This window comes from Agrobacterium vitis (assembly GCF_013337045.2).
GTDB lineage: Bacteria > Pseudomonadota > Alphaproteobacteria > Rhizobiales > Rhizobiaceae > Allorhizobium > Allorhizobium vitis_B.
Map to the genome: position 1 here is coordinate 379,374 of NZ_CP118261.1, position 25,833 is coordinate 405,206.

A 25,833-nucleotide genomic window follows, 5' to 3' on the forward strand; every position below is an offset into this window, starting at 1 on the left:
TTAGGGAACACCACACATGACGGACAAAACTATCCGTGTCTCCACCGATGTTGGCGGCACTTTTACGGATCTGGTTTATTTCGAAACCGATCGCGTGAGCGGCGTACAGACCGTACGCACGGAAAAATCGGACACGACCCCTCCGGACTTTGAAAAAGGCGTGCTCAACGTGCTTGATAAGGCCGGGGTCGACATCGCCAGCGTCGATTTATTTGCCCACGGCACCACTGTTATCATCAACGCGTTGACGGAGCGGAAAGGCGCAAAGGTGGGGTTGATCACCACGAAGGGTTTCCGGGATACGCTGGAAATCGGACGTGGCAACCGGCCCGACTTCTTCAACCTGATGTACCGCAAGCCGGCACCTTTCGTGCCGCGCCACCTGCGGCAGGAACTGCCTGGGCGGATGGACTATCAGGGCCATGAAACCATACCGCTCGACCTTTCTTTCCTCGACACCATCCTTGCCGGATACAAGGCTGAGAAGGTAGAGGCAATCGCCATCTGTCTTCTGCATTCCTATGCGAACCCCGCGCATGAAAGCGCCGTTCTACAGGCGATCCGCGAACGCTGGCCGGAGATTGCTGCCGTCGCCTCCCACCAGATCACTCGCGAGTGGCGCGAATACGAGCGTTCCAACACCACGGTGCTTTCGGCCTATGTACAGCCAAAGGCACAGCGCTATCTCGAAAAGCTGGAAACTGGCCTGAGGGACAAGGGATATCGCGGCAACCTGTTCATCATGCAGTCCAATTGCGGCGTGGATTCTGTCGATGCCGTAAAGGCCGTGCCGATCACCATGGTCGAAAGCGGTCCTGCCTCCGGCTTCTGGGGTGCTGCCGAACTTGGCCGGATTATCGACGAACCCAACGTGCTAGCGCTAGACATCGGCGGCACCACCGCCAAATGCTCGTTAATCGAGAATGGTCAGGTGCGGATCAAGACCGACTACTGGATCGAGCGCAACAAAACATCGGCCGGTTATCCCATCATGGTGCCGGTGGTCGATCTGGTGGAAATCGGCAATGGCGGCGGATCGATCGCCTGGGTGGACGATTTCAACAAGCTTCATGTCGGTCCGCAGTCCGCTGGCGCATCGCCCGGTCCTGCCGCTTATGGCAGGGGTGGAACGAACGTCACAACGACGGATGCCAATCTGGCACTTGGCCGCATCAATCACGACTATTTCTGCGGCGGCTCTGTCATCGCCGACATCGCAGCGCTCGATACAGCACTGGAAGCACTTGCCGGGCAACTCGGCGTCTCCCCCACCGAGGCTGCGCGTGGCATTGTACGCATCGCGAATTCCAACATGGTCAATGCGCTCAAGTTGGTTTCCGTCAATCGCGGTTACGATCCGCGCGACTTCACTCTGGTCGCGTTCGGCGGCGGCGGCGCCATGCATGCCGTGTCGCTCGGCCAGGAACTGAATGTCAAGAAGGTGGTGATCCCACGCGGAGCTGCGGTCTTTTCTGCCTGGGGCATGATGATGTCGGATCTACGCCGGGATTATTTCGTCACCCGCCTGCTAGACGAAACGGATCACGCAGCACTCGACGATCTGGTCTCGCAGACGATAGCGCTTGCCGTTTCGGAGTTTGCGCATGAGGGGGTCGAGGCGGCGAAGGTGACGATGCGCCCGATGATCCGCTGCCGCTACCGCAACCAGGAATTCGCCGTCGAGGTTCCCGTCATTTCCGGGCCTATAGGTGCGGAAGAGACCGCCCGCATGGTAGCGGATTTCCACGAGATCTACGAGCGAGAATACACCTACCGGCTGGATGCCGACGTCGAAATCATCGGCCTGCATCTGATCGCGTCGAGCGAAATCGGCAAGCTGGAGCTTGTTCCCTTGCCACGAGCCGGAGCCTCTGTCGAGCAGGCCATCAAGGGTCGACGCAGCGTGGACTACGCGACGGAAGGTGTCCACGAAGCCGTGATCTATGACGCGAGAAAGCTCGAGCCGGGAATGCAGTTCGCCGGACCGGCAATCATCGAGGATCCCGGCACCACCATCGTCGTTCACCCAGACAATATCGTCCTGATCGATGATTACGGCAACACGCACATCACCATCCGGAGTTGATCTGATGACCGAGCCCCACGATCCCGTTACTTTCGACATCATCCAGAACGCACTGGAAGCGGTGGCCGACGAGATGTTCGTTGCTCAGCGCAAAACCTCAATGAGCGCCATCATTTACGAGGTCCTCGACCTGTCCACCTCTGTCCTCGACAAGGATGGTCAGATCGCCGCGTCGGGCGCCGGCATTCCCGCCTTCATCGGCGTGCTCGACAAGGCGATTGCCGGCATCTTCAAGAAATTTAAGCCGGAAGATATCCGGCCGGGTGATCTTTTCGCCTCCAACGACCCGTATTTCGGCGGCGTCACCCACCTCAACGACATGGTTCTTGCCGCCCCGGTCTTCCACGACGGCAAGCTGATCGCCTGGGTTGCCAACATCGCCCACTGGAACGATGTGGGCGGCAACGTTCCGGGCTCCATGTCATCGGATGCGACTGAAATCTTCCAGGAGGGGATCCGCATTCCTGCTGTGAAGCTGTTTGAGGAAGGACGTGCGAACCAGGCGGTTTTCGACATTCTCTATGTCAATACGCGGCTGCCGGACTTTCTGCGTGGCGATCTCTGGGCCGGCATTGCTGGATTGCGGATTGGCGAGCGGCGCATTCTGGAGTTGGTCGTGAAATACGGCGCGGCCACATTCGAGGCTGCCGTGGCCGACTTCATGGCATTCGGCGCGCGCCGCGCGCGCGCTGCCCTCAAGCGCATCCCAGCCGGCACCTACACATTCGAGGAAGAACAGGATACTGGCGCGATCCATAAGGTTGTCCTCACCATCACTGATGAGGAATTCATCGTCGATCTGCGCGACAATCCCGCACAGAAGGGTTCGTCCAACTCCAGCCGCGAAGGCACCGAAATTGCTGTCCAGCTCGCCTTCAAGTCCTTCACGGACCCGGAAGCGCCTGGCAATGGCGGCTTCTTCCAACCGCTCAAGGTGGTTACGAAGCCGGGCACGATCTTCCATGTCGAGGCACCGGGGGCGCTCGGCTATTATTCCGAGGTCGAGATACGCCTTTTCGATATGCTGTTGCGGGCGCTCTCCTCGCACTTTCCCGGCGTCGTCCCTGCCGGTAATTTCGCTTCCATCTGCGGTACAGTCGTGGGCGGACCGCATCCCGTCACCGGACGTCATTACACGATCGTCGAGCCACAGGTCGGCGGCTGGGGTGCCTGGGAGGGTTGCGACGGGAACAGCGGCCAGTTTTCCGGATTTCACGGCGAGACCTTCAATTGCCCGGCCGAGATCGCCGAAGCCCGTTATGGCCTGTCGGTGGACCAGGCCATGCTGAACGCGGAGCCCGGCGGCGAGGGCCAGTGGCGCGGCGGCAAGGGGATCGACGTCCATTACCGCGTGCTGGCCGACAACAATTTCCTGTCAGTGGGCTACACCCGCACCCGCATCCCTCCATGGGGCGTGGCGGGCGGGCTCGACGGGTCGGTCAATTATGTGGAAGTTCGACGGACGGACGGCACCCGCGAACGCCTGTCCTTTGCGACCAATGTCGTTGTCAACACCGGCGATGTCATCCGTGTCGTAACCGGCAATGGCGGCGGCTTTGGCGACCCAAAACTGCGCGCGCCCGAGGCCGTCGCCGAAGACATCAAGAACGGATATCTAACGGAAGAAAGAGCACAGGCCGTCCATCGTTAAGCCTGGCAACAAGGTCCTCCGCTCTCGCCGATTCCGCCCTCACTTGGTTTCGCTGACGCGCAGTGATCCGCACCAAAGGGACGGTTAACCGAACGGCGGTATAGCTGAGGTCAAGCGGTTGCAGAGAAATCAGCGCGGGGACGGAGAGGAAGGTGCCGCAGATATCACTGGCTTGTATTCGCTCACCGCTTTCAAAGGCGAGATTGTCTTTGCTTGTGCAGTTTTCGAAATGCCCGCCTACCCTACTCTATACTGAAGCTTGCCCATAACCTCACGAGCGAGGCCTATGTTCATTCTCTCGGCGACTGCCAATGCAGCGGCGACCTTGTCTTTGAATGTGACGTGCACCCCGGTTTTGGGCCAGCGGGAGCTGGGGATCAGAGTATGCCAACGGCGATGAGAGCTAAGAATAGAAGGGTGGCTGCTGAGATCAGGGTCACCATACGCGAACGAACGCCCATTCGGTGAATTATAGACATTCTCGTTCCTCGTAAGAATGATATCAACCTGAACGCTACTATAAGTGTAGCATCAGCGAACGGCTTATATCACGACACAATCAGAGGCTGAGAGCAATGCAATAGCATCGGGAATAGGCCGATCTTCAGCCCCTTGGAACGTAGACAAGAAAGGCAGGCTCATCGCCTGCCTTTCTCTTGAGTATCAGGTTGCCGGCAGGACTGCGATGTCCCGCACTTCATTTTCCAGACCGGAGATCGCGCCGACTTCGGTCGCGGCGCCCGTTTCAAGATTGACGGTGTAAAGCATCTTGTTTGCCACCAGATAGGCCGCGTTCTTGCCGCCCTCCATTCCCTGAATGTCGAAGGCATAGGTCGCAGGCTTGTCTTTCAGGCCAAGCTTGCCGATGGCTTTCAATGTGCCGTCATTCGGCTTTGTCTGCTGGATCAACGCTCCGATTGTGGCGTCGATATCGTACATTGCAGTCTTTTCCGGCTTGCCTATGGAATTGGTATAGGCGGCGGCTGCAATATTCGGGGTCTCGCCCTTATGCATATCGCCCTCTTCGAAAGCGAGTACGCCGTCAACCGTCACTGCCCCCGTATCGGGGTGAACGCGGTGGTTGGTGGTGCCGGTCATGAAGCGCAGGCGGTCTGCCATCGGGTTGAAATCGACCACGACAGGCGCATCCGTCATGGTCAGCATCTTGTCCATCTTCGCCACTTCGCTTGCAGCGCCCGTCTCCAGGTTGATGCTGACGATGCGGTGGTCGGGCGTCACTCCGATTACGGTCTTGTTTCCGGGACGGTAATCGATGCCGACGAGCTTATCGACGCCGGTAACATCCATCGTCTTTGTCACGGAAGGCTTTTCCGTATCGAACATGACGAGCGTCTTGTCGCCGCTTAATGCCAGAACGGGTGCCGCAAAGGCGGATGTTGCCGTGGCAATGACGGATATGGATGCTGCTAAAGCAAAACGAATGGTCTGCATGTTTTTCTCCCGTGCGTTCAAAATCGAAGAAGGTTCCGCCGTATGGCTCACGACCTTCCATCTTGAAGACACAACAGAAGATGCGTTTGGATGCAGCGCTCGAAAATATTTTTGGTGACTGCATCTATTCAGCTGTCGCGGCGGGTATAGTTTGCAAGAGGCAGGCGGTTTGCGCTCTGATCTAAGGAGATGGTTTTGACAGTGATGGGCTCCAGGCCGGTTAATCTCGATGAGGCGCTTAATGGCTGCGCAAAGGGCGACCGCCTGGCATTGCGAAACATCTTTGATCAGGAGGCGGGTAAGCTCATCGCGGTTGCCCAGCGCATCGTCAGACGTCGCGAGCTTGCTGAAGAGGTCGTGCAGGACTCTTTCATCCGTATATGGACGCATGCCCATCAGTACCGCTCCGATAGCGGCTCGGCGCGCGGCTGGATCTATGCCATCGTTCGAAACCGGGCCATCAACCTATTGCGTGATGGCAAGCGGGAACACTCCGTCGAGGAGGTTGAAACGCTTCAGGACGATCAGCAGACGGATGAAATCATGGCGGCATGGCACCGTCTGGATCGCAATTCCCGTCTCTATGACTGTCTCGGTTCGCTGGAAGATACGAAGCGGCAGGGGATTCTCATGGCCTATGTTGGCGGTTATTCCCATGGCGAAATTGCAGGCAGGCTGCGCATTCCGCTTGGCACCACCAAGTCGTGGATCAGGCGCGGGCTTCTGGCGCTGCGGGAGTGCATGGCATGAGCTACGACCGCAAAGACATGGCGCATCTCGCCGACGAATATGTGCTGGGGTTGCTCGAGCCAACACAGGCGGAAGAAATCGAGGATGCGATGGAAGGTGATCCTGAACTCAAGGCTGCCATTGCCGCAAGTCGAGATCGTTTCCTGCCGCTCGATACGAGCATGGCTCCGCAACCCGTCAGCGAGGATCTCTGGAATCGTATCGAGGCCTCCCTGCCGGGTCAGGACAACCGTCGCGCCAAATCAAACACACACATCGCAAACGATAATGGCTCTCGCCGCTGGAAGTTGGCTACACTCACGTCGCTTGCCGCCTCGCTGCTGCTTACCGTCGGCCTCGTCTACAGCCTGACCAGAACGATGGAGCCACTCGTCGTCGCCGTCCTTGTCAACGAGGCAGGAGAGGTTCAGGCGGTTGTCGAGGATTTCGGCAACGACGAGGCCTCCGTGCGGCTTCTGACGGATTTCGTCGTTCCGCGTGACAAGACGATCCAAGTTTGGACCCTGCCGTCTCGCGATGTCGGGCCGGTCCCTCTCGGCCTGCTGGAAGGCGTGCGTTCCGCCCGCCTGCATGGGCCGACGCTGCCGAAGCCGCGCAACGATCAGCTTTATGAGTTGACGCTTGAGCAGGCAGGCGGTTCGCCGACAGGCCGTCCCACCGGGCCGATACTTGCCAAGGGATTTGCCCGTATACCGCGGTGACGCTCCAGGACATAGGCAACTGAGCAAATGACCGGTTCGCCGAAGACTAGGTGTTTAGTCCCAGCATTTTATGGATTGGATTTATGATGAATCGTTCCGGCTCCAAAGTCCATCGTTTACAGATGAACTCGTAGGGCGTGAGACACCTTTAGTGTCTTGAGCCTTCGTCCGAAATTATAGGCATCGATGAAGTCGGCGAGATGCTTTTTGAGCTGTTCGTGATCATCGTATTGGAAACGCTTGACGGTCGCATCGCTCAATATCGTTCTCGTCACACACGCGGTCGAAGATGTGATGGAAAGCGTAGAGATCGCAGGCCCGATTGGTGAACTGAGTGCCATTGTCCGTCAGAACAGTATGGATAGTATAGGGCACAGCCTTGACCAGATTGCGCAGGAATTGGGCTGCATTCATCTTTCCAGCTTTGGCGTAAAGCTCGACGAAGGCAAACTTGGATGTTCTATCAATCGCCACAAAAAGATAGAGCTTGCCCTCAGCGGTCTGGACCTCAGCGATATCGATGTAAGGACGAGCGCGTCAGATGTGGGATTGTCGGCTGAAGGGCATAAAGGCAATCATCCAAGGGCAGAAGCGTGTGTCTGCGGAAGGCAACAACCCCAGCCCCCTCCTCAAGGCTCAAGACAGTCGAATGCGGTTACTTCGGCCCGGTCGCCAAATCGGCACTCGGATTTTGTCTGACGCGATCGCTATCCGTTGCTACTGGCCGCACATTTCACTGCGAAACGCATGCGGGGTCACGCCTGTCGCGTTCCTGAAGGCGCGGGTGAAATTGGCGTGGGATGAGAAGCCGGCCGCGATGGCGACGTCTGCGATGTTCCAATTTTCATCGAGCAGTCTTTGCTTGGCGACAGCCATGCGCTTGTCACTGACATAGGCATGTGGACTTTTCCCCGTTGCCTGTTTGAATGCGCGGGCAAAGTGGGCAACGCTCATGCACGCGACGGAAGCAAGGTCGGCCACGGAAAACTCGTTGTCGAGATGGAATTCGATATAGTCTGTGACGCGTCGCATTCGGCGCGTGTCGAGCGCGCTATCACCGCTGCGCTTACCCTGCTGTCGGGGCGTTGCAGTCGAATAGGAACGAACCAGATGCGCGGAGAGGGCGACAGCGAGGGTCTCGACCAGCAATCGGCCCGCCGCACTTTCCGTAGACATTTCTTGCAGGATCTGTCCCGCGGCAAATTCAATGAACGGATCCTGGTCGATGCTTTCGTATCGCAGTTCTATGGCCGCCGGATCGAGGTCGAATTCCTGCAGGATGGTCGAGGAGAAGGGCTGCCCTGGCAGGAACAAATGGAGACAGTCGTCCATACGCTCTGTCACCGATATGAACTCCTCCTCAATTCCGGCCGGACAGAGCCAGATGGTGCCGCGCCGGGCGACCGTGTGTTGCCGCATGCCTCCGCCACGGCGATCAACGATGCTGCGCCCGTGCAGCAGTATGGCGATCTCCGTGTCGTGCGGCACCAGCGATGGCAGTTCGCCCGCTTCATGACGCCAGCGCTCGGCCAGAATGTTGCGCCAACCGCTCGCATTCGAGGTCTCTATCATCGTTCCGGTAATATACTTGTCGACGGAGTGACCGAGCATGGCTTTGCTCCAAGTTCCATTTTGCTGGTGTTGAGAACAAGCAAATTCCGGACCAATCGCCCTAAATGACCACTTGAGCAGAAATTGAATAAACAAACGCAGTTTTTGATAAAGCCAAAGCCTGCGCTCCGCTCCACACTGCCTAAAGTTCAAGCACTGCTTTTCAACAGGCAAATCATGGGAGTTGAAAATGGCTCGCACTACCGTTGTCGGCGCATGCCCGCATGACTGTCCAGACACCTGCTCCATCCTGACGACGGTCGAGGACGGAAAAGCCGTCGCGGTCCGGGGCAATCCTGATCATCCGTTTACGCGCGGACGCCTGTGCGTGAAGGTCAATAATTATCAAGACCGCGTCTATAGCGACAATCGTCTGCTGTATCCGATGCGTCGCGTGGGCCCAAAAGGCAGCGGCCAGTTTGAACGCATCAGCTGGGACGATGCGATTGCGGAGATCGCGTCGCGTTTCAAGGATATTATCGCGACCGACGGTGCGCAGGCCATCCTGCCTTACAGCTATCTCGGTACGCAGGGCATCATCAACGGGCTGAATGTCGGCGATCCGCTGTTCAACAAGCTCGGCGCCAGTGTCTGCGAGCGCACCTTCTGCGATTCCGGCTCCTGCACCGCCTATATGATGACGATCGGCCACACACCCGGCGTCGATCCGGAAGCCTTCATCCATTCGAAATACATCATCCTGTGGGCCTGTAATACGCTGAGCACCAACTCACATCACTGGCCCTTTATCGAACAGGCCCGGAAAAACGGCGCAAAGCTGGTAGTGATCGATCCGGTGCGCACCCGCACGGCGCGGCTGGCAGACTGGCACATTCCCATCCGCCCCGGCACCGATTGCGCACTGGCCTTGGCGATGATCCACATCATCATCAAGGAAAAGCGCATCGATCGAGACTATATCGATGCGCACACCGTTGGTTTTGCGGAGCTGGCGGAGCGGGCAGAACAGTACACGCCGGAATTCGCCTCCGCAGAAACGGGCATTCCTGTGGAAGACATCTACGCGCTGACGCGCGAATATGCGTCGACCGCGCCAGCGGTTGTGCGCATCGGCGTTGCGGTGGAACGTCACGCCGGCGGCGGACAGACCGTGCGCGCCATCGCCTGCCTGCCTGCCTTGATCGGGGCCTGGAAGCATGTCGGCGGCGGTCTGCTGCAATTGCCGATCTGGGCCTTCCCAGTCAACTGGGGCGAGATGATGCGTCCTGATCTCCAGCCCGAGACGATGCGTGTCATCAACTCGTGGCAACTCGGGCCTGCCTTGACCGGCGATTTGCCACTCGATCCGCCGATCCGCTCGCTGTTTGTCTATAACGCCAATCCCATGGCGATGGTGAGCCAGCAGGACAAGCTGGAGCAGGGGCTTGCGCGAGACGATCTCTTCACTGTGGTCAGCGAGCATTTCATCACCGATACGGCCCGCTATGCCGATATTCTTCTGCCGGCAACCACCCAACTGGAGCAGAAGGACATCATGTTCTCCTGGGGGCATCTCTACCTCTCGTACAACAACCCGGCGATCGAGCCGCTTGGCGAGGCGGTGCCGAATACCGAAATGTTCCGCCGGATTGCCCGCGCGCTCGATATAGATGATCCTTTCTTCTTTCGCTCGGACGACGAGATGATCGCGCAGTCGATGGACTGGGCCAATCCTGTGATGGAGGGTCTCACGCTCGAGGATCTGAAGGAAAAGGGCTTCCTACGTCTTCAACTGCCGGCTGCCGGCGACTGGGCACCGCACCGCGATGGCAATTTCCCTACGCCGACCGGGAAATGCGAGTTCAAGTCCATGCTGGCCGAGACCGGCAACTTCGTGGTTCCGCTGTTTCGTCAGGGCTATAATGGCGATCAGGCCGGAGAACCCGTCGATCCTCTACCGCATTACATCAGGCCCAATGAGAGCCCGGCCAGTGCGCCGGCGCTTGCGGAGAAATATCCGCTCAGCCTGATCTCGCCCAAGAGCCATGCCTTCCTCAATTCCAACTATGGCAATCTGCCGGCTCAGGTTGCGCTGGCGGGCGAGGAGCAGTCGGTGACCCTCCATCCGGACGACGCAACCGCGCGTGGAATAGAGGTGGGGACGCCCATTCGTGTCTTTAACGATCGGGGCGTCTTCGAAGCCTTTGCCACCGTCTCATCGGATGTGATGCGCGGCGTGGTGGTGGCGCCTGCCGGCTACTGGCAGCGCTCGAACCGCCGAGGCCCCACGGTTCATGCCCTGACGCCGCCCGCTTTTGCCGATCTGGGCCGCGCACCGACATTTTCGGATGTGCTGGTCGAGGTCGCCAAATTCTAACGGACAAGTCATGGCTTACTGAAGAGGTTTATCGAGAATGCCCTATGTCGTTACCGACCATTGCACCGGATGCCGTTATACGGAATGCGTGACGGTGTGCCCCGTCGAGTGTTTCCATATCGACGATGACATGACCTATATCGATCCCGACAATTGCATCGATTGTGGCGGCTGTGTGCCTGTATGTCCGGTTGGCGCGATCCAGCCGTCCTATCTGCTGTCGCCTGATCAGCAGAAATGGATCGAGATCAACAGACGTCGCTCAGCCGAAACGCCTGTGATCAACATGCGCCTGCCGCCGCTTGCCGGTGCAGACGAACGCAAGAAGGCGATGGGCCTGTGACGGTGCCGCGCTATCATGTCGCCATCGTCGGTGCCGGTCCTAGTGGGTTCTATGCGGCCGAGGCATTGCTTCGGTCGGATAAGAACATTGCGGTTGATCTGTTCGAACGCTTACCGGTGCCGTACGGCCTGGTTCGCTTCGGCGTCGCCCCTGATCATCCGAAGCTGAAGCAGGTCACTGCTGTCTTCGAGAGAATCGCGCAGATGCCGGGTTTTCGTTTTATCGGTGGGGTGGAGATCGGCGTTGACACTAACATCACCGATCTTCGCAGATCCTATCATGCCGTCATCCTGGCGACAGGGGCGGCGCTCGGTCGTGAGATCGGCCTGCCGGGTGAAAATCTGCCCGGCACGCATCAGGCCAGCGATTTCGTCGGCTGGTACAATGGTCATCCAGATTGCCGGGATCTGACCTTCGATTTTGGCGGCGAGCGGGCGGTCGTCATCGGTCATGGCAATGTCGCCCTCGACGTGGCGCGTATCCTCGTGAAGACGCCGGAGGAATTGCGCCATACGGATATTGCCGGGCATGCTCTGGAAATGCTGGCGGAAAGCCGTATTCGCGAGGTGCATCTGGTCGGGCGGGGCGCTCCGGCCGGGATACGTTTCTCGGCCAAGGAGCTGCATGAATTCGGCACGCTGGAGAATTGCGATCCGGGCGTGGAGATGGGCGATCTGGCCATTGACCCGTTTGCCTCTCCTGAGGGCGTGGACCCCGAACGAAAAACCGCCATCGGCCTTATCGATGCGTTCTCCCGCCGCAAATGGGAAAAAAGCAAGAGATGCCTTTTCCGCTTTCATCTCACTCCGGTTTGTTTCGAAGGACATGAGCGCGTCAGCCGCGCCGTGTTCCGTTGGGGCGCAACGGGCAAGGGAATGGAGCAGGACGTCACGATCGATACGAACCTTGTCTTCCTGAGTGTCGGCAGGCGCAGCGCACCGGTTACCGATGTTCCCTACGACGCAGACCGGGGCGTCCATGCCAATGCCGGTGGCCGTATCTGGGCAGAGGACGGGCTGGTTCTTGGCCTTTATGCCTGCGGCTGGAGCAAGCGCGGCCCGCAGGGAACGATCGGTACAAATCGCGCCTGCGCTATCGATACGGTTGAAAAGGTACTGGCCGATCTCGATTCTCTGCCATTGCCAGATCCTGCCGCTGCGGACAGTTTCGTCTCCTCGATCTGGGACCGCCAGGGGCTGCGCCTCGACTTCGATGCCTGGCGTGCCATTGACACGGCGGAGGTGGCGCGGGGCCGGTCGCTGGGCAAGCCGCGCGAAAAGTTCGTCTCCGTTGAAGCGATGATTGCCGCTGCCGGGGGGAAGGATATTGCATGCTGATGGAAACCTCTCCTGCGTGTGGGCTTGTCGATAGCTTCGGTCGCCGGGTCAGCTATCTCAGGCTTTCGGTGACGGACCGCTGCGATCTGCGCTGCGTCTATTGCATGTCGGAGCGGATGACCTTCATGCCGCGGCGGGATATTCTTTCGTTGGACGAATTGGCGCGTGTTGCCCACGCCTTCATCGGTATCGGTGTGCGTAAGATACGGATTACGGGGGGAGAGCCGCTCGTGCGAAAGGGTGTCATCGACCTCTTCCGCAGTCTCTCGCCATGTCTGCAAGACGGATCCTTGCAGGAACTGACGCTGACGACCAATGGCACTCGCCTTGCCGAACATGCTCGGGATCTGGCAATTGCGGGTGTGCGGCGGGTCAACATTTCCCTGGATACGCTCGATCCGCATCGCTTCGCCGCTTTGACCCGTGGCGGGTCGCTCGCAACCGTGCTTGCGGGCCTCGATGCCGCGCAGGATGCTGGTCTTACGGTGAAGATCAACACGGTTGCACTACGTGGCAGCACGGAAGACGAGATCGATGACCTGATCTCCTTCGCCCACAGGCGCGGCATGGGCCTGACACTGATTGAAACCATGCCGCTTGGAGAAACTGGAGAGGATCGGCTCGATCAGTATCTGCCGCTGGACCTTTTGCGTCGCCAGATCGAGGCGCGGTGGTCGCTGACGGATATCGGTCTGCGCACCGGTGGTCCCGCGCGCTACGCGAGGATTGCCGAAACCGGGGGCCTCATCGGGTTCATCACGCCCATGACGCATAATTTCTGCGAAAACTGCAATCGTGTGCGCGTCACCGCCGCGGGCGTGCTCCATACCTGTCTCGGACAGAACGATGCGGCGGATCTAAAGGAGGCCATACGCGCATCCGATAACAACACGATGCTGCTGGAGACAATCGCCCATGCTCTCAAGCACAAGCCCAAGGGGCACGACTTTGTCTTGGACCGGGCGCGGATTCCGCAGATCGCCCGCCACATGTCGGCGACCGGAGGGTGACCACCACCCGTACGCACAGGCGTGCCTAATCACGGGCAAGATTTATAACTCTATAAAATACTTTTGAATTCAATGCACTGGAAAAGGTAGGCGGCGCGTGGAGCACCGGCGCTTCAATGAGAGCTTCATGCAACATGCCTCCACGTCGCCCTTCTATCCCCTGTTCGCCTCGCTCGATGTCGGCGCGCAGATGATGAAGGGTCGTTCCGGCGAGGTGCTGTGGGACGATACGATCCGCCTCGGGATCGAACTCAGGAAGAAAATGCGCGCCGTGCGCAGGGAATTCGAGGACAAGGAGCCACGTGCAGAGCGCCGTTGGTTCTTCGAGCCCTTCGTGCCGGATCGCGTCTTGATCCCTGATGTTGCCAGCCCCGGCGCCTCGCACGACGTGCCATGGGAGAGTATTGCCACCGACCAGCTGGCGACAAACCCGGCTTTCTGGCACCTCACCCCCGATGCATCCTGGCATGGGTTCAGCGGCATGGAACAGGGGTTCGCCATGACGGACCCCAACAAGTTGACGGTGCTGACGCCAGGCTTCGACCGCAAGACTGGTCTCTATGCCGAACATGGCATTCCCGCCCCAATCGTAGCGCAATATCTTCGCGAAAACCGCATTGTTGCCGAAAAGAACGACCTCAACTCCTTACTCTTCCTGCTGACGCCTGGGGTCGAGGCAAGCAAGGCTGGCACCCTGATAAGCGGCCTCGTGGCCTTCAAGAAGCTGCATGACGACAATTCATTGCTGGAAGAAGTGATCCCGGAATTCTACCGTCGGCGCCCGGGCCGCTATGCTGGCGTGCGCCTGCGCGATCTCTGCGGCGATCTGCACCGCTTCTTTCGGGATGCCAACGTCAGCGCGTTGCAGGCAAAGCAGTTTTCTGCTGCGCACCTACCACCAATGGCCATGTCTCCGCATGACGCGGCACGCAGCCTGGTGCGCAACGACGTCGATTACCTGCCGATCGACGAGATCACTGGACGCATCGCGACGACACCTTTCGTGGTCTATCCGCCTGGTATCGCCACCATCGTTCCGGGTGAGCGCCTCACCGATCGGGCGCAGCCAATGATCGACTATCTCAAGATGTTCGAATCCTGCTTCAACACCTTCCCCGGGTTCGAAGTGGAAATCCAGGGCGTCTATCGCGAAACGGATGCCTCCGGGCGCGTGCGGCTCTACACCTACGTCGTTGCGGAGTAGCCTGGACATGTCGGAACAAATGATGGAGCAGGAAACCCGGATCGTCATCCGGCCGTCACGCGACGCAGACGTGGAGGCGATGCTGGCGATTTATCGCCGGCATATCCGCCGAGGCCTCGATGAGGGCGTGGACGAAGGCGACACGCCGGAGCCGGACGACCTGCGGGAGCGGCGCAAGAACCTCAAGAGCAAACGCTTTCCCCATCTCGTCGCAACCATCGACGGCACGGTCGTGGGCTACGCCTATGTGGTTCTGTTTCGGAAGCGACCGGCCTATCGCTATACGGTCAAACACTCGATCTATGTGCATCACGACCATATCGGCAAGCGGGTCGGAAGCCAGTTGCTGCGCGGTCTGATCGACGCCTGTGCTGCTGCGGGATTCCGGCAGATCATCGGCTACATCGACGCCGACAATGTGGCTTCGCTTGCCCTGCACGATCGTTTCAACTTCGTGCGCGTCGGCCTGTTGCCGGCCGTCGCCTATCGCTACGGCCGCTGGGCGGACAGCGTCATGGTGCAACGTTCGCTGGGGACGGGCGCAACCACGCCACCTCCCCCGCCGCCGTTATCCACACGCTGACGCTCCACCGAGGCTTTATGGGGTGGACCACGGACCTGCTGGGCTCCGCAGGCATTCAAAGCGCAGCGCGACCACTGCAACAGGCTGCCTGGTGGAAGACCAATAGTAGATCCTGGGCTTACGGGGTCGGGCATTTTCTCAGATCATCCGTCTGGCTTCCTATTATTCGAAGGAGCAGAGATGCAGCGTTTTCAGCTCAAGTGTGCAGGTTCAAGGTTTCCAAACACCTTGATAAGAGCGCCTTGACGAAGGTCTTATCGACGTCGTTCGCCTTGATGAGGATCAGGACCTTTGATTCTGCTTCTTAAGCGGAGCTATACATATGAAATTATCAAATTTTTACGTATTTCTTCGTGCGGAAAACGTCTAATATTGGGCCGGAAACGGACGATCAAACTCCGCTGCATCGGCCCTTCACCATTTTGATTTTGAGCTTGTCAATTTTCATCTAGGTACACCTGGAGGGGCAGATGAATGTCCCATTACGTATGCTTTGGATTAGGCATCGCCTGTAGCTTTCTTTTCGCAAAAAGAGCTGCTGAATAACCTTCGCGATCGCGGAATAAGCAGCAATATCGCGATGTCAGGTAGCCGCAATTGCAGATCCCACCACGGTGCTTTCGTCTTTCAACGAAACCCCGCTCAATCCGAATTGGAGCGCCATCTGAGTGAGCCAAGTTAGCTTCGACGCCGCCACATCGGCATCGAGCCCCCCAGGCCGGATATTCGAGACACAATTCCTTTCCGCATCCGTCCGACCGGGACAAGGACCCCATGTCAAGTAAGCGCCGAGACTATCAGAAGCGGACAAGCCTGGACGTTCCCCGATCAGAATGATCGAAAGGCGTGCACCAAGAAGAGAACCAATTTCATCCGCGAGCGCGACACGAGCCTGGCTGGCCAGCACAAGTGGGCCGACTGACAGACCCAGACCATAAAGTTTTTGAACCAGAACCGCCAATAGTCCAGGAGCACCTGCCTGGACGGCGGTGGAGGAAAGACCATCCCCAACAACCAGGATGACGTCGCTTGAACACGGTTGGCGCGCCGTCAGAGCCGCTCGGGAGTTATCGCAGAGACGGCGGCCGTAATCCGGACGACGCAGATAGACCTGTCTATCTTGGGCCGCACTATCGACCCTCACGATTTCCAGTCCCAACCCTGTGCAATCTCCATGAAGAACAGACAAATCAAGCGGGCGCTGAACAGCGTCGCGCGCCCGCGCATGGTCGAGTGTGAACGCAAGCGCAGCGTCGGTCGGCAATCCGGCTCCGACCATCCCGAGTCCCAGTCGCGCGGTGGTCACTCCAGCGGGCAGCCGCAACCGGTTCGTCCGGATGGCAGGCGAGTAGCATGCGCGCTCATCGCTCATATCACTGCCGCTCACGATGCGAGGCTCAAGTGGGCGGCCATCAGCGGATTGTCGCTTTCGATTGGCGTGATCCTTCCTTCATCATCGGCCAGGTTCATCTTGCGAAGCCATTCTGCGAACTCAGGTGCACGTTTGAGCCCGAGGAGATCTCGGACATAGAGCTGGTCATGATAAGATGTCGATTGGTAATTCAACATGATGTCATCGGCACCGGGAACGGCAATGATGAAATTGTTGCCCGCTGTTCCCAGCAAGGTGAGGAGCACATCCATGTCGTTCTGATCAGCTTCGGCATGGTTCGTGTAGCAAATATCGCAACCCATCGGCAGGCCAAGCAGCTTGCCGCAAAAATGATCCTCAAGCCCCGCACGAATGATTTGCTTGCCGTCATAGAGATATTCCGGCCCGATAAAGCCAACGACTGTATTGACCAAAAGTGGCGAAAAGGGCCGGCAGACCGCATAGGCACGTGCTTCGCAGGTCTGTTGATCAACGCCGTGATGTGCATTGGCCGAAAGGCATGAACCCTGGCCGGTTTCAAAGTACATCACGTCTTTACCGATAGTTCCGCGTCTGAGTGATTGTCCGGCCTCATATGCCTCGCGGAGAATGGAAAGCGATATCCCGAAGGATTCGTTGGCGGCTTGAGTGCCCGCAACCGATTGGAAGACGAGGTCGACGGGGACATCTTTCTCGATCAATCGGATTGAGGTCGTTGCATGTGTGAGAACACAGGACTGAGTGGGTATCTCAAAGCGGTGGATCAGTTCATCCAGCATATGGATGATCTGTGCTGCCGCTGCGGGAGAATCCGATGCCGGATTGATGCCAATGACGGCATCGCCGCATCCATAGGTTAAACCTTCGAGAATGGATGCTAGAATGCCCTGCGGATCATCCGTTGGATGGTTCGGCTGCAGTCTCGTTGCCATAGTGCCGGCCAGACCAACCGTGCTGCGGAATTTCTTGACCACCTTGATCTTGCTGGCAACCAGGATCAGATCCTGGTTTTGCATCAGTTTCGAGACCGCTGCGACCATCTCCGGGGTAAGGCCGGATCCAAGCCTGGCCAGACGCGCAGGCGTCGCATGGTACGACAGCAGCCAATTGCGGAAATCTCCGACACACATATGGGCGATCGGAGAGAAGGCTGCGGCATCGTGGGTATCGACGATCAAGCGCGTCACTTCATCATCATCGTAAGGAATCATCTGCTTTGTCAGAAAGGATTTCAATGGCACCTCCGCGAGACATATTCTCGCCGCCGCAGTCTCTTCCGCCGAGCCTGCAGCTATGCCTGCCAACAGATCACCGGACCGCAATAGCGAGGCTTTCGCCATCAGTTCCTTCAGATCCCGAAACACCCAGGTCTGGTTTCCAAGGATGGTCTTGTACATATCGAACAGCTCCCCGGTCCGGTCAGGCGGCAAGAATGGAGCTAACCATGCGGGCAGTCCGTGGGGCCAAGGTCAGGCCGATATGACCGTGCCCGAATGCGAACACGATATCCTTGCCGCCTTTCGAAGGCCGGATGACAGGCACGGAGTCGGGCATTGACGGCCGAAATCCCATCCACGTCCGACTCGGTTCGCCAAGATGTGGGAACACACGCCGGGCGTTGGAAAGCAGAAGGTCGATCCTCCTCCGGTTCGGGGGGGCAGCCAATCCGCCGAGTTCGACCGTGCCTGCAACGCGCAGTCGCCCCTCCATCGGGCAGAAGTAGAAGCCATGATGCGTGGGGCAGACCGGACGTTCTACCGGTGCCGTCTGCATATCGAACTCAAGGTGGTAGCCACGTTCGGTGTCGAGGGGGACCGGGTCCCCGATCTGACGAGCGAGACGGCCTGAATGGGCCCCCGCCGCTATCACAACCGACCGAGCCTGTATCTCGTGCGTTGTGGACATGATCTTCACCCCATTTGCCTCGCGCGCGATCGCACTTACCGCAGATCGGATAAACTCCACCCCCGATTGTCGTGCCGCCGCCGCGATCGCGTCCATGACCCGTCCCGGATCGGTGAAGTTGATGGCGTTCGGAAAGAACAGTCCACCGCCTTCAATCTCTGGGAGGTTCGGCTCCAGGCTGCGGATCTCGTATGAGCTTAAAAGCTCCTGCGAAATCCCATAGTTCTGTCGCAATGCTATATCCGATGACGCAGCCTTGAAGGCCTCGGTTGTCTGGTAAAGGTAGAGGCAGCCCTTTGCGCTCAGCAAGTCGGATACGCCGATCTCGGACGCCAGCGTCAACCAGGACGAAGATGCATCAGACAACAGGTTGGCAATACGGCCGGTATTGTCCCGGTACCGATGGGGAAGGGATTCATAGGCAAACCGCATCAACCAGGGAAACAGCATCGGCAGCGCAGCCTTGCGGATGGACAGCGGACTATCGACGTTGAGCATCAGCGAGGCAAGGTTTTTGAGGACGGATGGCGTCCCAACCGGAATGATCGCGTAGTCCGCGATCGTTCCGGCATTTCCAAATGACGCACCCGATCCCGGCTCATTCGGCTCGAATACAAGAACCTCGCGCCCTTCACGTCGCATCTGAAGAGCGACTGCAAGCCCAATGACCCCGCCACCTACGACGGCGATATCTGTCGTTGTCTTTTTCATGGAATATGAATGCCTTCACGATGCTAAGTTGGCGCGGTACAGCACAGCGTATCATACGGTCACCTCGCCATTCTGATGTGGTTGGATGGGCGATACGGCAGCCATTGAGAACCGTATCGCCCGAAACCCGGTACTAGCCCGGGGATGCGTATCGAGAGACATAGGCTGCGGTACGAGCCTCTCGTGGACGGTCGAGCACGTCGGCGGCGGTTCCCTGCTCGACAATCTTTCCGCCGTCGATGAAGACGATCCAGTCCGATACTTCCTTTGCAAAGGGCAGTTCGTGCGTGACCAGGATCATCGTCATGCCGTCATTGGCAAGCTCCCGCATGACCCGCAGCACCTCGCCCGTCGATTCGGGATCGAGCGCGGATGTCGGTTCGTCGAACAGCAGCACCGTCGGCCCGAGCGCCAGGGCTCGCGCAATTGCAACCCGCTGCTGTTCGCCGCCCGACATCTGTTCCGGGTAGGCCAATGCCCGCTTTGCAAGCCCGACACGGGTCAGCAGCTTCACGGCTCTTTCGACAGCATCGCGCTCGCCGATACCGCCGGCATGCATCTGGGCAAGCACGAAGTTCTCAACGGCGGTCAGATGCGGAAACAGATTGAAGCGCTGGAACACCATGCCTACGCGCTGCCGGAGCTTTGCGAGATTGCGGCATGTGACCATGCCGGCGGAAAAGATCGTCTCCTCCCCGATGCTGATCGTGCCTCGATCCGGACATTCGAGCAGATTGACGCAGCGCATGAGGGTGGTTTTTCCTCCGCCGCTTTGGCCGATGATGCTGACGATCTTGCCGGTCGGCACTTCCAGATCGACGTTATCGAGCACCATACGCCCATCGAAGGATTTTTGTAGACCGGCGATTCTGATCGCGGGGCTGCCAGCCGATTGATTTTTCACCAGCGCGATGTTCGGCTTTATCGCCATGCTTCACACCCTCCCTTCGGTCAAAAAGGACTTGGCCAACGTGAGGCGTCGGCGTCTGGCCAGCGAGAGTGGAACGCCTGCATGGATCTTGCGCTCCAGAAGAAGCAGGCATTGCGAGACCGGGTAGCAGATCGCGAAATAGACGGCTGAAATGACAAGATAGACCTCGAGCGCACGGAAGGTCTCCGAAGCGATCAATTGCGCCTGCGTCATCAGTTCGGCAGCAGAGATCGTCACCAGCAAGGAGGTCGATTTGATCAAATCGACAAACATGGTGTTGGTGCCGGGAAGTGCGAGGCGCACGGCCTGCGGCAAAACCACATGGATGAAGATCTTTACCCGTCCAAGCCCCAGGGCTTCAGAGGCTTCCTGCTGCCCTCGATGGACCCCCGAGATCGCCGCACGAAAAATCTCGGACAGATAGGCCGCGTAAAACAACACAAGGCTCAAGACCCCCGCCTCGAACACTTCCAGCCTGATCCCGGCGGATGGCAGACCGAAATAGGTGAGAAAGATGATGGCAAGCAGCGGGATGTTCTTGAAGATTTCCGTGTAGAATGCAGCAGGTATCCCCAGCAGCCGCGAGCGATGCAATCGCATCAAGGCAAGAGCAAGCCCAAGCAGCGATGCGCCGATAAAGCTTGCTATCGTGTAGCCGAGGGTCTTCAACAGACCCCCGGCAATGTTTGCGCCATAGTCGCTCCAGGACACCTGAAACACGTCGGCCAATGAGGAGAACGCCGTCATAGCCCGCTCTCACTTTGCGACCGATGGAGGGGTCCAGTCTGCCGGCCGGTCTATACCGCGCCGCGCCGCCGCCATCTCAGGCGACGGCACCAGGAACTGCTTTGGATCGCCACCCCATTTGGTGATGAGGGCCGCGAGCGATCCATCCTTGTACATGGCGTCGATTTGCACAGAGATTGCCTTTTCAAGCTTGGGTGCCTGCTTGGGAAGATAGAAGCCCGTCATGTAGGATTGGAAATATTTGTAATCGGGGTGAGCCGCTATCTCCTCCTTGGTCAGTGGCGTCATGTATTCGATCCGCACCTTCATATCGGGCCGCTGCTGTTGCTGGTAGGAGATCAGGAGAGGATCGAGGAAGCCGACATCGAGACGTCCGGTGGCCAGGTCCTGAAACACGCTATCGGCGCCTGGGAAGGTGCGCGGTGTGGCATTGGGAACCTGGGCGATCGACTTTGCCCAGACATAGCCCGTTACCGTTCCCAGATTCTTGCCCTCGAGGCTTTTCACATCGGAAAAGGTTTTCTCTCCGCCAACGGCCATGGCCGGCGGAGAATAGTATGGCGGGTCCGTGAACAGGCCGACCTTCTGACGTGCCTCAGACCAAGCGATGCCGCCAATGGTGATATCGGCACGCTGGTTCTGGACAGACGCCAGCATGCCTGGGAAGTCCGTGACGTTGACTTCGAGCTTGAGCCCTAGCTTTTCGGCAACCGCCGCCAAGATGTCACTGTCAAGGCCGACGAGCTTGTCGTCCTTCAATGCCGTGTAAGGCATGTAAGGCTGCACCGTGACAACCAGGATACCAGGCTTGAGCGTTTCCACGTCGGCTGCGTCGGCTGTTGCGGGTACGATCAGTCCCAGCGCCACAACCCCGATCGGCAGTCCGGCGAACACCATCCTGCCCTTCGACATCAAGCTTTTCAGTATTTCAGCAGAATTCATGATACACCCTCTCTGTTCTTATATATTGCTGATATATCGACAATATGCACATAGAAGACGGAGTCAAGAAGATTCGATGGCCGCCTTTTCGGGCGGTGTGAACCAAGGCGAAGTGACGAAAGATGAGTGGATGATGAACACGTTGGGATTCGAGACCGACTACGAAGAAGCGGAGCCCACGCTCGCTGAGCGGACCTATCTGAGGCTACGCGACGACATCATTACATCAGAGCTTGCTCCGGGAACGCTTCTGCGAGAATCGGAGCTGATGAAACGCCTCGACGTTGGTCGAACGCCCGTACGCGAAGCAATTCAGCGTCTTCAACATGACGGGTTTGTCGTCATCAGTGCCCGTCGAGGCACATTTGTAAGTACGATCGACATTCACGATCTAACGGCCATCTATGAGGCACGCGCGCGGATTGAATCCTGGGCCACGCGCTTGGCAGCAGAGAGATTGCGCGAATTCGAGCGACAGGAAGCCACCAAATTGATGGAGGAACTTCAGCAAGCGTCCGGCCCCATGGCCCTAGAGGACATTCTGGCGCTGGACCGAAAAATTCACCGATTTATCTACAGAACAGCCAAGAACTCGTATTTACTCAATACGCTCGATCACTATCACAACCTGTCCTTAAGGATCCTGTACGTCTTCATGAAGCGCTTCCCTGTCCTTGTTCCACGCCTCGAGGACGTTCTTCATGATCAATTCCTGATGCTTCAGGCCGTATGTGCTGGCGATGCGGACCTAGCTGAGAAGATTGCCATGGATCATGTGATGAGCTTCGAGCGGGAGGTCAGGAAGGTCATCTGATCGATCCAAGGCGAAGACGGGGCAAACTTTAGAGCGCTGCGTATGCTTCTGTCCAACGCTGACGCGACCACCTGGTGCGGACGACCAACATGGAGGCGCAAAGCTGATCGAGTCTTGAGAGAGGCTCTCTGAGCAAAAGGGCGCGGCCCTAAAACGTGCAAGGCCGCTCCCCTTAAGATCTCAGTCCGCTCGACCAACCCCAGTGCATCCTATATATCCAACGCCAAGATACCTGACCGTGTTTTCAATCTTGGTATGGCCAAGCAGGATCTGGATCGCTCTAAGGTTGTGTATCCTGAACGTACTAACGACGCGGAGCGCTACACTGGGCAAACTGAAGACGCTGTATGACACCCGCTTTGGGAAATCGTCTAAGAACCGGAAATTGTCAATCGGCTCGGACTGTTGATCCTGTTGGTTTCCGCGCGGAACTGAGGCGGTTTTAAGTTGAACCCCTCGGGCTGGACCACGAGACCTGGAAAAACTGATACACTCTGCGGGCCTCAACCGGAGAAGGCTCATGAAGTCCCGAGGTCCATATCGACGGCATTCGACGCCGTTCAAGTTGCAGCTCTGCCAGGATATCCGAGATCGTGTTATCGGACGGCGGGACGCGCAGCGCACCTACGGCGTTTCGGCCAACCTCATCCAGCTATGGCTGACGCAGTTCGATCGCGGCGAGCTGAATGATGAGGAGGCCGAGGCCAGTGTCATTGCAGAATACGAGGCCCACATTGCGGCGTTCGAACGCAAAGACGGCCTTTCATAGGTGCGTGAAATCGAGATCATGGATGACCAGCTCGCCAAACTCGTGCAGAAGGTAGCCGAGCTGGCCGAATTGACCGATTATCTACGAGCAAAGCGCGACTGGGTCACGCGCGGCAATCCAGGTGATGAGCCGCGTTTTACCGACGAGACACTTTGCCTGGCTTCGACATGGACGGGCTTGCGACAATGTGTGGGCTATCGGCCGTATTTGCATAGCATCGCGCAGGATAGCGCGCCATAGCGCACAATTGGCGGGACTGACGGGTCGGGAGGGATTCGGATGCATCATAAACAATGTCAGCTTTTGGAATTTGGACAATGCAGCTTTCATGTCCGGTTCGAAGGCGCAAAGTTGCCGCAGCAATACGCACCTTCGCTTAGATAGGAATCGAATCGTCTGCCGATGTGAACCCCTTTTCATTTAGCCACCGGACCGTCAAAACGTTTTAAAGCCCAGTGATTGTAAGACTCGATGACAACGCGAGTGACGAAAATGTAATGGTCTGAAATCAACTCTGTCTGACTGGCCGTGCCGGATTGCCAACGACCGTCGCTCCCGCCGCAACGCTGCGAGTAACCACGGCTCCTGCGCCAATGATCGCGCCATCCCCGACAGTCACCCCGCCGAGTATAACGGCCCCGCCACCGATCCATACATCTTTGCCGATGGTGACTGGCCGCGCGCGTTCAAGGCCCGCCTTTCGTAGCATCATGTCGCGATGATGTTCGGGGCAGTAGATTTGGACGGCTGGGCCGAGCATCGTGCCGTCGCCGATAGAAACCGATGCGGAATCGAGAATGACGCAGCCAGAATTGAGGTACACGCCGCTTCCAAGTGAAATATTCATACCGTATGCGCAATGAAACGCTGCCTCGATAAAGGCTTCCCCAGGGGCGGCAAACAGCGCATTGAGGTTCTAAAAGAGCCGCCAACTTCAACTGATCGACCCAAACTCATTTCCTGCTGGTCTTGATGGAAAGTGAATAACCACCCTGCGATCACAATCTTTACAGTTGATGTAATCCGATATGGTGTTCCACTCGAGCCAATCCCTGGTTTGGCCACGTCCAACGCATTGAGGTCAGCGCTGGCCGGTTGGGCAAAAACGCTGGCAACCGAGGTCGCGGAGGATGGCGTGACAGTCAATGTCGTGATGCCTGGACGCTTTGCGACCCCGCGCACCACGACTGGACGCCTTGGATGCTGCTGGTCGTGCGGTGGACGCAAGCGTCATCACCGCCCAAAACCAGAAAGAAACCCCGATAAGACGATATGGGAACCACAAGAGTTTGGTGAGGTGGTTACCTTTCTGGCCAGTGACGAGGCAAGTATGTTACAGGCACCGCCATGCCTGTCTATGGTGGGCTCAGCCATGCGATGCTGTGCTCCACTTGTCCTGATCCGACCTGTCGTTACTGTTAATGTTTGAAATAGAAAGACCACGAAATTGACGCCGACGCTTCATCTCCCCAACCGTCCGTTCTCGCTGGCATCCGATGCTATCTCGATCCCTCGCGCTTACTTCTGGTCTCCTCCCATTATCCTCGCGCTCGCGACCTTTCTCCTTTTCTGGGAGGGACCAGGCGTCTATCGCGATTTCCTCATCAGCCAGAACCCAGTGGTGGTGGACGACGGCGATATCCAGGATGGTCAATGCACGACGCGAAAGGCGATCCTCACCGACTGCAAGGCTCGGCTTGTCTATAACGTCAACGGCCAGAGCTACGACACGAAGGTCGAAGTCATGTTCGTCGATTTTCATGTGGGAGACTATGAAACCGCACTGGTCATTTCGGCAGATCATCCAGAACTGGCGACGATAAGCCTTGGCCTCGACAAGCTCTGGAACCGCATCATAACGCTCGCAATCTTCACCCTTGCACTGGGCGGCTTGGGCATCGGCATGATTTTTCTGGCTCTGCGCATTTTGCGGGTTAAGAGCCAGCTGCGCCGACCGGCTTTGCTCCAGCCCGTGCCGGTGGAAATTACCGCCTTCGACCGCAAAAGCAATATTCTTTCCGTTACCTACAACGACAAGGTCGCCTCCGATAAAACCGGACGATCCGCCTATACACGGATGGCACAGGGTGCCGAGCCACTGATCGTCGGCGAAGCCAATGGCAACCTTTTAGGACTGGCTGTCCGGCACGGCAATACGGCCCTGCCAGTGCTTCTGGATGATCGGCTCCAGCGTGTTGCATTGACCGACGACGAGCGAACAGCGGCACTGGCCCCCTTCGTGAATCACGCCAGTATTGAAGGCACGCCAGTTATCCAAGCGCAGAAAAAGACGATGTCGGCCTGGAAAGGCCTTCAAATTTTCTTCGTGACATTGCTGCTGCTTATTGTCGGCATGTTCGGCTTTTGGCTCTGGTATGTGACGACATCGCCAACACAATTTCAGTCTCCCGGAATGGACATCAACAATATGATGCCTGCACCACTAAACCGCTGGGGCTGCGACCAGCTGAATAAACGCTTTGGTCAGGACAGAGCACCGTTCGGATGTGCCGCAGCAGATCACACGAGCTGGAAATGATGCCGGAGATTCAGCTGATCAAAACGTTGGGACTTGTAAACTTTTAAGCTGTAACTGA

Annotated in this window: 22 protein-coding genes and 4 pseudogenes; 15 read left to right on the plus strand and 11 right to left on the minus strand. The window is 57.8% G+C overall.

The window, feature by feature from the left end:
* Positions 1 to 16 precede the first annotated feature (16 nt).
* A complete protein-coding gene (locus tag G6L01_RS24690; protein WP_070165996.1) occupies positions 17 to 2,086 on the plus strand; it encodes a hydantoinase/oxoprolinase family protein in 2,070 nt (689 codons plus the stop codon).
* Positions 2,087 to 2,090: 4 nt separating this feature from the next.
* Positions 2,091 to 3,737 (plus strand): hydantoinase B/oxoprolinase family protein, encoded by a 1,647-nt coding sequence (locus G6L01_RS24695; protein ID WP_070165998.1) that lies wholly within the window; start codon positions 2,091 to 2,093, stop codon positions 3,735 to 3,737.
* Between the two features lie 663 nt (positions 3,738 to 4,400).
* On the opposite strand, the gene G6L01_RS24700 is transcribed toward G6L01_RS24695, so the two are convergent.
* The gene (locus G6L01_RS24700; protein ID WP_070166000.1) at positions 4,401 to 5,189 is read right to left on the minus strand and encodes a DUF4394 domain-containing protein; all 789 of its coding nucleotides are present in this window, start codon (positions 5,187 to 5,189) and stop codon (positions 4,401 to 4,403) included.
* 204 nt (positions 5,190 to 5,393) lie between these two features.
* On the opposite strand from G6L01_RS24700, the gene G6L01_RS24705 reads away from it, so the two are divergent.
* On the plus strand, positions 5,394 to 5,939 hold the full coding sequence (locus G6L01_RS24705; protein WP_070166169.1) for a sigma-70 family RNA polymerase sigma factor: 546 nt from the start codon (positions 5,394 to 5,396) through the stop codon (positions 5,937 to 5,939).
* A complete protein-coding gene (locus G6L01_RS24710) occupies positions 5,936 to 6,640 on the plus strand; it encodes an anti-sigma factor (protein ID WP_070166002.1) in 705 nt (234 codons plus the stop codon). Before G6L01_RS24705 ends, G6L01_RS24710 begins: the two co-directional genes overlap by 4 nt.
* A 46-nt stretch (positions 6,641 to 6,686) precedes the next feature.
* On the opposite strand, the pseudogene G6L01_RS24715 reads toward G6L01_RS24710, so the two are convergent.
* Both G6L01_RS24715 and G6L01_RS24720 read right to left on the minus strand, forming a co-directional pair.
* Positions 6,687 to 7,322, minus strand: a pseudogene (locus tag G6L01_RS24715) (DDE-type integrase/transposase/recombinase); the annotation flags it as partial.
* A gap of 35 nt (positions 7,323 to 7,357) precedes the next feature.
* Positions 7,358 to 8,452, minus strand: coding sequence for a helix-turn-helix transcriptional regulator (locus G6L01_RS24720; RefSeq protein ID WP_337692712.1), 1,095 nt, complete (start codon positions 8,450 to 8,452; stop codon positions 7,358 to 7,360).
* Here G6L01_RS24720 and G6L01_RS24725 point away from each other — a divergent pair.
* The 6 genes and pseudogenes from G6L01_RS24725 (at position 8,442) to G6L01_RS24750 (ending at position 15,045) form a co-directional block, all read left to right on the plus strand.
* Positions 8,442 to 10,568, plus strand: coding sequence for a molybdopterin-containing oxidoreductase family protein (locus tag G6L01_RS24725; protein WP_070166004.1), 2,127 nt, complete (start codon positions 8,442 to 8,444; stop codon positions 10,566 to 10,568). The two genes, G6L01_RS24720 and G6L01_RS24725, sit on opposite strands and share 11 nt — an antisense overlap.
* 37 nt (positions 10,569 to 10,605) lie before the next feature.
* The gene (locus tag G6L01_RS24730) at positions 10,606 to 10,911 is read left to right on the plus strand and encodes a ferredoxin family protein (RefSeq protein ID WP_060717708.1); all 306 of its coding nucleotides are present in this window, start codon (positions 10,606 to 10,608) and stop codon (positions 10,909 to 10,911) included.
* Positions 10,908 to 12,248, plus strand: coding sequence for an FAD-dependent oxidoreductase (locus tag G6L01_RS24735; RefSeq protein WP_070166005.1), 1,341 nt, complete (start codon positions 10,908 to 10,910; stop codon positions 12,246 to 12,248). The genes G6L01_RS24730 and G6L01_RS24735 overlap by 4 nt, the downstream gene beginning before the upstream one ends.
* Complete coding sequence (gene moaA, locus G6L01_RS24740) at positions 12,242 to 13,258, plus strand: GTP 3',8-cyclase MoaA (protein WP_071206629.1); 1,017 nt, start codon at positions 12,242 to 12,244, stop codon at positions 13,256 to 13,258. The genes G6L01_RS24735 and moaA overlap by 7 nt, the downstream gene beginning before the upstream one ends.
* A gap of 88 nt (positions 13,259 to 13,346) precedes the next feature.
* A pseudogene (locus G6L01_RS24745) lies at positions 13,347 to 14,462 on the plus strand (Orn/Lys/Arg family decarboxylase); the annotation flags it as partial.
* Between the two features lie 22 nt (positions 14,463 to 14,484).
* Entirely contained in the window at positions 14,485 to 15,045 is a 561-nt protein-coding gene (locus tag G6L01_RS24750) for a GNAT family N-acetyltransferase (RefSeq protein WP_070166170.1), read from the plus strand.
* Between the two features lie 583 nt (positions 15,046 to 15,628).
* Here G6L01_RS24750 and eutC read toward each other — a convergent pair.
* From eutC to G6L01_RS24780, 6 genes are all read right to left on the minus strand, one after another.
* The gene (gene eutC / locus G6L01_RS24755; protein WP_070166009.1) at positions 15,629 to 16,417 is read right to left on the minus strand and encodes an ethanolamine ammonia-lyase subunit EutC; all 789 of its coding nucleotides are present in this window, start codon (positions 16,415 to 16,417) and stop codon (positions 15,629 to 15,631) included.
* 11 nt (positions 16,418 to 16,428) lie between these two features.
* Complete coding sequence (locus tag G6L01_RS24760) at positions 16,429 to 17,814, minus strand: ethanolamine ammonia-lyase subunit EutB (protein ID WP_070166011.1); 1,386 nt, start codon at positions 17,812 to 17,814, stop codon at positions 16,429 to 16,431.
* A 22-nt stretch (positions 17,815 to 17,836) separates the two neighbouring features.
* Complete coding sequence (locus G6L01_RS24765; RefSeq protein ID WP_070166013.1) at positions 17,837 to 19,033, minus strand: NAD(P)/FAD-dependent oxidoreductase; 1,197 nt, start codon at positions 19,031 to 19,033, stop codon at positions 17,837 to 17,839.
* Between the two features lie 133 nt (positions 19,034 to 19,166).
* Positions 19,167 to 19,964 carry an amino acid ABC transporter ATP-binding protein gene (locus G6L01_RS24770; protein WP_070166015.1) on the minus strand — a complete coding sequence of 266 codons (798 nt, stop codon included), beginning with the start codon at positions 19,962 to 19,964 and terminating at the stop codon, positions 19,167 to 19,169.
* Between the two features lie 3 nt (positions 19,965 to 19,967).
* Positions 19,968 to 20,711, minus strand: a complete 744-nt coding sequence (locus G6L01_RS24775) for an amino acid ABC transporter permease (RefSeq protein WP_070166017.1) — start codon at positions 20,709 to 20,711, stop codon at positions 19,968 to 19,970.
* 9 nt (positions 20,712 to 20,720) lie between these two features.
* On the minus strand, positions 20,721 to 21,623 hold the full coding sequence (locus G6L01_RS24780; RefSeq protein WP_420359840.1) for a substrate-binding periplasmic protein: 903 nt from the start codon (positions 21,621 to 21,623) through the stop codon (positions 20,721 to 20,723).
* A gap of 163 nt (positions 21,624 to 21,786) precedes the next feature.
* Between G6L01_RS24780 and G6L01_RS24785 the strand changes: the two genes are divergently transcribed.
* On the plus strand, positions 21,787 to 22,467 hold the full coding sequence (locus tag G6L01_RS24785; protein WP_420359842.1) for a GntR family transcriptional regulator: 681 nt from the start codon (positions 21,787 to 21,789) through the stop codon (positions 22,465 to 22,467).
* A gap of 176 nt (positions 22,468 to 22,643) precedes the next feature.
* Here the strand turns inward: G6L01_RS24785 and G6L01_RS28200 are convergent.
* Positions 22,644 to 22,755: pseudogene (locus G6L01_RS28200) on the minus strand (integrase); the annotation flags it as partial.
* A 232-nt stretch (positions 22,756 to 22,987) separates the two neighbouring features.
* Here G6L01_RS28200 and G6L01_RS24790 point away from each other — a divergent pair.
* The gene (locus G6L01_RS24790) at positions 22,988 to 23,236 is read left to right on the plus strand and encodes a hypothetical protein (RefSeq protein ID WP_234614358.1); all 249 of its coding nucleotides are present in this window, start codon (positions 22,988 to 22,990) and stop codon (positions 23,234 to 23,236) included.
* Positions 23,237 to 23,476 (plus strand): hypothetical protein, encoded by a 240-nt coding sequence (locus G6L01_RS24795; protein ID WP_070166021.1) that lies wholly within the window; start codon positions 23,237 to 23,239, stop codon positions 23,474 to 23,476.
* A 268-nt stretch (positions 23,477 to 23,744) separates the two neighbouring features.
* Here G6L01_RS24795 and G6L01_RS24800 read toward each other — a convergent pair.
* Positions 23,745 to 24,149: pseudogene (locus tag G6L01_RS24800) on the minus strand (sugar O-acetyltransferase); the annotation flags it as partial.
* Positions 24,150 to 24,215: 66 nt separating this feature from the next.
* On the opposite strand from G6L01_RS24800, the gene G6L01_RS28205 reads away from it, so the two are divergent.
* Complete coding sequence (locus G6L01_RS28205; RefSeq protein ID WP_081344126.1) at positions 24,216 to 24,665, plus strand: SDR family oxidoreductase; 450 nt, start codon at positions 24,216 to 24,218, stop codon at positions 24,663 to 24,665.
* Between the two features lie 18 nt (positions 24,666 to 24,683).
* A complete protein-coding gene (locus tag G6L01_RS24805; RefSeq protein ID WP_070166023.1) occupies positions 24,684 to 25,775 on the plus strand; it encodes a hypothetical protein in 1,092 nt (363 codons plus the stop codon).
* The last annotated feature ends 58 nt before the right edge of the window (positions 25,776 to 25,833 follow it).